Source organism: Pseudomonadota bacterium (genome assembly GCA_010028905.1).
In the GTDB taxonomy this organism is placed as follows: Bacteria; Vulcanimicrobiota; Xenobia; order RGZZ01; family RGZZ01; genus RGZZ01.
Genome location: RGZZ01000258.1, coordinates 1 through 7,259 on the forward strand (window position 1 = coordinate 1; position 7,259 = coordinate 7,259).

Here is a 7,259-nt window from a genome sequence, read left to right on the forward strand (position 1 = left end):
GAGGCCACGACGCGGCCATTCACCCATTCGAGTCGCTCTACGTCGAGTCGTCCCCCCTTCACCAGCAACGACCACGGGGAAAGCGGCCCGCGCACGCGCACGCCCCCAGGCCCCACCATGACGGTGACCCGGGGAGCGAACATCACGGCCAGGGGCCCGGTGAAGGTGAACGAACCGGCCTCACGCCGCCCCTCGCTCGGTGTGAAACCCACCCCGCCCAGGGTCCACGAACCGTCGATGCTGAGCCCCTGCATCGAGACCACGCCCCGGGCATCGAAACAGAGACGGGCTACGCGCACCCGCACGGGCAGACCGCCCCCCGAAACCATCGCGCTGCCCTGAAAGACATTGCTGGCGGCGTCGAACGTCGCCCACGGCACGTGCACCTTGAGGCCGCCGGGCTCGGTGAGCGTGAAGGGCTTGTCGATGCTGGCCGCCAGCACCGCGAGCGTGCGCCGATGACGCGCCACCACGACCCGGAGCGCAGCGGGCTGGGCATTGACCAGCGTCAGCGTGCCAGACCGGGTGTTGCCGCGCTGCCCTGCCGTGATGGCGACAGGGAACCCCGCCACCGGCCAGGTGTCGGCCAGGGCCGGCGCAGCTTCCCAGAGCAGCCCCATGGCCACGACCGCGACCAGCAACCCGAGCACGCGCCTCGAGAAGGCGCCCGAAGCCACGCGCCGCGAAAGGGCCTTCAGGAACCTGTGCCCCACCGCCGCCGACGTCACCCCGCTGGCGACCCCATCCTCCGGTTCTGACCACGCCATCTTCAGCCCCATCACTGCTCCGACCACGCCGATGGGATGCGCACCATCGCCCGTCCGCGCTTGTTCACCACCACATTGGTGAATCCGATGGCGGTCTTCCGCTGGCAGAAGAACCCGATACGACCCCGCTCCGGTCCACCCTGCGGCGGCAGTGCGATATCAGGCGAGCGCCACGACGGGCCGTCTACGAAGGTCGTGATCTTCCCCCCTTCACCGCGGCGCGGCTCGAGGCGCGTCACCGTGATGAACAGCACGCGATGCTCGCGATCGAACAGGTCGTGATCTTCCACCGACACCTTGATGCGCCAGAAACCGAACGGCAGGTCGCGACGCACGGTGCGTGAGCCGTCGGCGCTGGTGACCACTTCACGAGGCTCCACCGTGATGAACGGATTGGTGAGCTCGTTCCCCTGATCGACGGTGAGCGGAGTCGACATGGCGCTCGCGCCGGGAAGCAATGTCCAGTTGTATCCGCGGGCCCGCATGAGACAGGGCTGCACCACCGCTCCCGTGAGGCGGTCGAACGCGTGCTGCGGCGTGATCGACACGGCATAGGCCTGCGTATCGTCGGAGCGCACAACGAGACCAAACCCTCCGTAGCCGTAGTAGGCCACCACCGCCTCGAGATCGTAGTCCTTCCACCACGTCTTGCCCGCCTGGACCAGAACCACCTCGGGATCCTCGGCGCTGACCCCGAGGAACCCGAACTGATCGATGACGCTGAACTCGCGCTTGGGCTCACAGGTCCACGCCTCACGACTCGTTCCAGGCTGCCCGTCCTGATTGAAGTCCTCGAGGAAGTACTGACGGTACACGTTCACCATCATCTGGCGCGTGCTCTTGAGGCTCAGGCTGTCATCGTAGGGATTGGTGGGGCTGTCGTCCGGCGACAGAGAGCGGGCCGCAAGGTTCACGAAGCCCGCTGGCACCGGGCGGCCGTCGTACGACGGCACGGCGCTCTCGCCCGCGTGGTTGTTCGTGGCGTGCACGGCCTTGCCGGCATCGAAGGTGAGCGTGGCGTTCACCCGTTCTGCGTCGATGTAGCTGTAGGGATAGCCCTCATGCCAGTCAGGATCGTACATGAGGCGATCGATGGCGCTCTGCTGAAGGGCCGAGATGGCGGCGCCGTTGCGCATGCCATGAACCGCCGCTCGGCTCAGCTGGAAGTGCTCGGTCTGCAGCCCGGCATGCAGCATGAGGAAGAGCGTGAGCACGCTGCTCACCAGCGTGACCACGAGGATGTAGGCACGTCTTCGCGCGCGGTGCATCGCCCTCACCACTCATTCTTCCCTGCGTCGATACGGGCGGGAGGAACAGGAACGGGAAGCGGCATCTTCAGCGGTCCGGGATCTCGGAACGTGGAGTTCCACGAGCGATAGAGACGAGTGAATGTGGAGCGGGTGGTCGGTCCCCCCTCGACGCGCGTGTCGTCTCGCCGCGCCGTGATGAAGAGCGCGTACGTCTCGATGGGTTCGTTGTCCGACCAGGTGAGACGGCGATGCAGCACCGTGGGCATGAAGCGCTCGATGTTGCGCGACACCACCTTGGGACCCGCCGTTCGAACCCACCCACCAACGGCGGGCGCCTGGCCGTCACAGAGGGCCACCAGCGAATCCGGGTCAACCGGCGCGTGCACCTCTCCCCCGTCGGCGCGCGCCACGTCGAGCTCTTGCACCAGCCGCTGCCCCGCCCGCTGAAACGTGACCCGCACCGAGGTCCAGACGGGAACCGCGGTGCGGGGGTGAATCTCGAACCGGCCGCTGTGGGGGTCACGAGCACGGGGCAGCGCGATGGCCGTGAGCCCGTGCGCCGGGCTCTCGGGGATCGGCGCGGGCTCGGGCGAGACATCGGCATCGAGCTCCAGGGGCGCAACCGCTCTGCCTTCAGACATCGCCGTCGCCAGGCGCAGATCGCTCTCCGCCACGTCGGCCGCCATCGACACGTCGATGACCTCGCTCTCCATGGTGCGGGTCATCACCTTGTCATTGAGCACACGGAACCGAAGCGAGTCGACGAACATGGTCTCGACGGCGAGAATCACCAGCATGCTCAAGCCGAGCGCCAGCACCGTCTCGAAGAGGCTCATGCCGCGTGACCTGCTCATCGAACCCACACATGCGGTTGCGAGGTGGGCTCCGGCGAAGGCGGAGGCGGGTTGGCCACCAGCGGATACGACACGATGCTGTCGACGACGCTCTCGTCGGGCCCTTGCCGTCCGACCCATCGAACCCGCACCGAGACCTTCCGGATGTACGAAGGTGCAGGCGCGCCAGCCACCGGCGTGTAGCGCGCCGACCAGTGGTACGTGATGCCATCGACCACGCGCACGCCCTCCCGATCGACGGGCAACTTCTCCCCATTCTGCCCCATGGCCGCCTCTCCCAGCAGGTGCTGGGCAATCTCGCGCGCCATCTCGTTCTCGAAGGTGTCCCGGCTTCCTCTCACCGTGGCCACCTGAAGCGAAGCCACGGCCAGGTACACCGCCGCCAGTATCACCACCGAGGCCACGATCTCATACAGCGTGAACCCTCGTGAGGGCGCGCGCCCGGACGTCCTCCCCCTCACGTGATGCTGGCCTGGAGGTTCAAGATGGGCGCGGCCAGGGCGATGACGATGCCGCCCACCACCACGGCTATCATGGTGATGAGCGCGGGTTCGAGCAGCGAGAGCAGCTTCTTGATGCGGCTCTCCGCGCGGGTCGAGGTGATCTCGGCCACCTTGGCGAGCATGACGCCGATCTGCCCCGTCGACTCTCCGGCCCGCACCATGCCGAGGTAGCGATCTTCGAGCAGGTGCTCGCTCTGCATCAGCGTGCTCAGGGGCGTACCCGCGCGCACCCCCTCGCTGAGCCGCCCCAGCCGCTCTGCCAGGACGATGTTGCCGCACGCCGCCGCCGCCAGGCTCACCGCATCGTGGATCTTGATGCCGCGGTCATACAGCAGCCCCAGGGTCTGACAGAACGTGGCCATGGCCAGATCGCGCACCACCGAACCGATGGGACCGAGCCGCAACGTCACCGCGTCGCGCAGGCGCTGCCCCCGTTCTGTTCGCCCGAACGAGATCAGCAGCGGAACCCCGACCACGAGCAGCATCGCGGTGAGGGCGCTGATGGCGGTGCTGTAGCGCCCGAGCATCAAGAAGAAGCGCGTCGGCGCGGGAATAGCCACATTGAGCTGCTCGTAGATGGCGGCGAAGCGCGGCACGACGAATACCACGAGGGCGAACACGATGAGAAAGGCCATGCAGGCCACCACGAACGGGTACGCCGCGGTCTGTGTCACCGTGTTGCGCAGCCCATCGATGCGCTCGAAGTGACGGCTCAGCTGGGACAGGGAGGTGGCCAGCCCTCCGCTCTCCTCTCCGGAGCGAACGAGGGCGGGAAAGATAGCGGGAAACGTGTTCGGACGTCGCTCGAGACACGCCGAGAGCGGGGACCCGGCACGCACCTCTTCAGTGATGTCGCGCAGCTCGCGCATGAACGGCGTGTCGCCGCTGGTGGCATAGCTGCCCAGTGCCGTGGGCAGCGCGATGCCGGCGTCGAGCACCACCGAGAGCTCGTAGGCGAATGCCGCCAGATCCTGCACGCTCGCGCTGGCTCCAGTCGATTTCGCAGACGCCGTCTGCTCGACCTCGATGCGCACCACGATGAGGTCGCGCTGCGCAAGCAGGCGCTGGGCCTCGTCGCGGTCGACGGCCTCGATCACATCGCGGATCACCGCGCCACCTTCAGCGTGTGCCGTGTACGAGAAACGAGCCATCTCTCTCCTTCGGTCTCACCCGCGCGAGGGCGAGGGCGTCAGAAATCCTCGGTGATCTTGATGATCTCCTCGAGGGAGGTCTCCCCCTCGAGCACCTTCACCACGCCGCTGGTGCGCAAGGTGCGAAGACCCGTGCGCAGTGCGGCCTCACGCATCTCGACCAGGCTGGGGGGGCGATCCCGGATCTCGTCGAACAGGGCGCGGGTATCGAGGATCTCGTACACCGCGGTACGACCGCGATATCCGAGGTTGCGGCAAGCGCCGCATCCCCCCGCGCGATACACCGTCACCTGCTCAGGCAGCGTGGCGCGCAGGCGGGGATCGAACATCACCGCCTCGATCTCGGCACGGGTCACGGTGGTGGCCACCCTGCACGACACGCACAGCCGGCGCACCAGGCGCTGCGCGAGCGCCAGGCGCAGGGTGGCCGACACGAGGTACGACGCGAGCCCCATGTCGAGCAGGCGCGTCACCACCGAAAGTGCATCATTGGTGTGGATGGTGCTCAGCACCAGGTGGCCCGTGAGGGCCGCGCGCACCGCGATCTCAGCCGACTCCTTGTCGCGCATCTCGCCGATCATCACCACGTCCGGATCGTGACGCAAGATGGAGCGCAGGCCTGTTGCGAAGCTGTATCCGATGTCGGGACGCACCGCCGACTGGCACACCCCCACCATCTTGTACTCGACCGGATCTTCCACGGTGATCACCTTGCGATCGGTGGTGGCGATCTCCTTGAGCGCGGCGTACAGCGTGGTCGACTTTCCGGATCCGGTGGGTCCGGACACGAGGACCATGCCGTTGGGACTGGCCACGGCCTTCTCGAACAGGCCCAGCAGGTCGGCGGGAAACCCGAGCTTGCGGATGTCGAGCACCACGTTCGACTTGTCGAGGATGCGCAGCACCACCCCTTCGCCAGCGGCAAAGGGCATGGTCGAGACGCGGAACTCGGCCACGCGATCGCCATGCCGAAAGGTGAGACGGCCGTCTTGTGGCACGCGGGTCTCGGTGACGTCTAGGTTCGAGAGCACCTTCACGCGGGCGATGATGGCGTCGTGCATGGCGCGGGGCGGACCATCGTAGGCGTGGAGCACGCCGTCGATGCGGTAGCGCAGCGACGAATGGTTCGGATACGGCTCGAGGTGGATGTCACTCGCGCCCAGGGCCATCCCCTGCTGCAGCAGATAGCGCACAAGTCGCACCACCGGCGCGTCCGGATCTTCGACGGCGGCGGCGGCGACCGGTCCGCCAGCCTGCTGACCCACATCGCTGATGAGCGCACCGATGGCCTGCGAGAGCTGCTCGGTCGACTCATAGGCACGTCGCACCGCCTGCTCGATCTCGCTCTTGAGCGCCACCGCCGGCGCCACGCGAAGGCCGGTCTCCATCTCGAGGGCGGCGATGGTGTCGAGATCCCACGGGTCGGCCATGGCCACCCGCAGCACCCAGCCATCGATGTCGTACGGCAGCATCGCGCGCTCGCGGCACGCGTCGGCGGTGCGCAGCCCAAGCGCTTTCGGGGCGGGTTCGATGGTGTCGAGCGCCACCTGGGGCAGCCCGTACAGCGTCTCGAGCAACGAACGCATCTCATCGGCGGTGACCAGACCCGCATCAACGGCCTGCTGGGGAAGCGCGGCCAGCGGATAGGGGCCCGGTTCAAGAGAGACGCGAGACATCGCGGGGTGGGCACGAAGCGTGGTGAGCAGCGGATGGGTGTCGAGCAGCACGTGAACGCCCCCTCAATCGACGCCGGTCAGCGAGAGGCCACACGCCACCTCGCCGCCGGCCGTCTGCAGCCGCGACTTCTCGAGGGTCACCACCGGCAGCGAGAGCTCGCGCTCGAGTGCCTCGACCAGCGGCGCTCGACCGGCGTGCCGCCCGCTCAGCACGAGATCGACGGGCGTGATCTCGCACGAGAGGGTGCGCAGCCGGAGCCATGTCACCGCAGAATGGACCTGCCTGGCGATGAGGGAGAGGGTGACCGCGTCTTCGAAGGCCGGATCGCCCGGCCCCACGGGCGCCAGATCGACCTCGCGCGACATGACGAGCGTGCCCTCGCTGCAGGCCCAGATGAGGGCGTGGCTGTCCCCGATGTGCACGGCGGCATGCACGCCGCGCGCCATGTCTGGGCGCTCCCACAGAAGCCAGCGCAGCAGCGAGCGCGCCGGAACCTCGAGCTGGCGATTCTCCCATCGCGCGGCGAACGGCTCGAGCAGCGTCACAATCGCCTTGATGCCCCCGTTCGACGCCAGGGTTGCGAACCAGGCGCGCTTTCCCGGGCTCAGGCTTGTGACGCGGGCTTCACTCGAGAACAGCGACCACGCTTCGGAGCGGTACGGCAGATACTTGTTGAGCCGCGAGGCAAGGGCGATCTCGGCCTCGCCCTTCTTGAGATCGGGCAGCTCGACGAGACGCGACCACACCTGGGGATTGGGCAGCGAGACCGCCATGGCAACGTCGGGAGAGATGGGTGCCAGCGCCTCGCGCAGGCGTTGACGTGCTTCATCGGGGCCTTGCCAGCGAAGGTCGGTGAGACGTTCAACCCGTTCCCCGTCTGTAGAGATCTGTGCAAGGCGAGCACCTGAAGAGAGCAGCTCGAGTCCGATGACACTGCGGGTCCGGGTAGGCATGCCGATGGGCTTCGAATCGTCCGACCGCATCTCCTCCGGCCCCGCTCGTGCACCCGCCACGGCGCACGAGCGGGAGAGGTCTCATCAGGCCGCGACCTGCGGAT

At 67.5% G+C, this 7,259-nt stretch carries 7 protein-coding genes; all 7 read right to left on the bottom strand.

The features are described 5' to 3' along the window. A partial coding sequence (locus EB084_16070; GenBank protein ID NDD29775.1) for a hypothetical protein occupies window positions 1-779 on the bottom strand: 779 nt, incomplete at its 3' end. Beyond that, complete coding sequence (locus EB084_16075) at window positions 779-2,035, bottom strand: hypothetical protein (GenBank protein ID NDD29776.1); 1,257 nt, start codon at window positions 2,033-2,035, stop codon at window positions 779-781. The genes EB084_16070 and EB084_16075, both read right to left, overlap by 1 nt. Before the next feature lie 5 nt (window positions 2,036-2,040). After that, entirely contained in the window at window positions 2,041-2,853 is an 813-nt protein-coding gene (locus EB084_16080; protein NDD29777.1) for a hypothetical protein, read from the bottom strand. A 14-nt stretch (window positions 2,854-2,867) separates the two neighbouring features. After that, window positions 2,868-3,275, bottom strand: coding sequence for a hypothetical protein (locus EB084_16085; GenBank protein NDD29778.1), 408 nt, complete (start codon window positions 3,273-3,275; stop codon window positions 2,868-2,870). Window positions 3,276-3,328: 53 nt separating this feature from the next. Further along, on the bottom strand, window positions 3,329-4,525 hold the full coding sequence (locus EB084_16090; protein ID NDD29779.1) for a type II secretion system F family protein: 1,197 nt from the start codon (window positions 4,523-4,525) through the stop codon (window positions 3,329-3,331). Between the two features lie 38 nt (window positions 4,526-4,563). Then, complete coding sequence (locus EB084_16095; GenBank protein ID NDD29780.1) at window positions 4,564-6,252, bottom strand: type II/IV secretion system protein; 1,689 nt, start codon at window positions 6,250-6,252, stop codon at window positions 4,564-4,566. Window positions 6,253-6,264: 12 nt separating this feature from the next. After that, window positions 6,265-7,185 (bottom strand): hypothetical protein, encoded by a 921-nt coding sequence (locus tag EB084_16100; GenBank protein NDD29781.1) that lies wholly within the window; start codon window positions 7,183-7,185, stop codon window positions 6,265-6,267. Between the last annotated feature and the right edge of the window lie 74 nt (window positions 7,186-7,259).

Bases quoted from the DNA above. Each gene is read 5' to 3' on its own strand.
- EB084_16075 (NDD29776.1), bottom strand. From the start codon at position 2,035: ATGCACCGCGCGCGAAGACGTGCCTACATCCTCGTGGTCACGCTGGTG.
- EB084_16080 (NDD29777.1), bottom strand. From the start codon at position 2,853: ATGAGCCTCTTCGAGACGGTGCTGGCGCTCGGCTTGAGCATGCTGGTG.
- EB084_16090 (NDD29779.1), bottom strand. From the start codon at position 4,525: ATGGCTCGTTTCTCGTACACGGCACACGCTGAAGGTGGCGCGGTGATC.
- EB084_16100 (NDD29781.1), bottom strand. From the start codon at position 7,185: ATGCGGTCGGACGATTCGAAGCCCATCGGCATGCCTACCCGGACCCGC.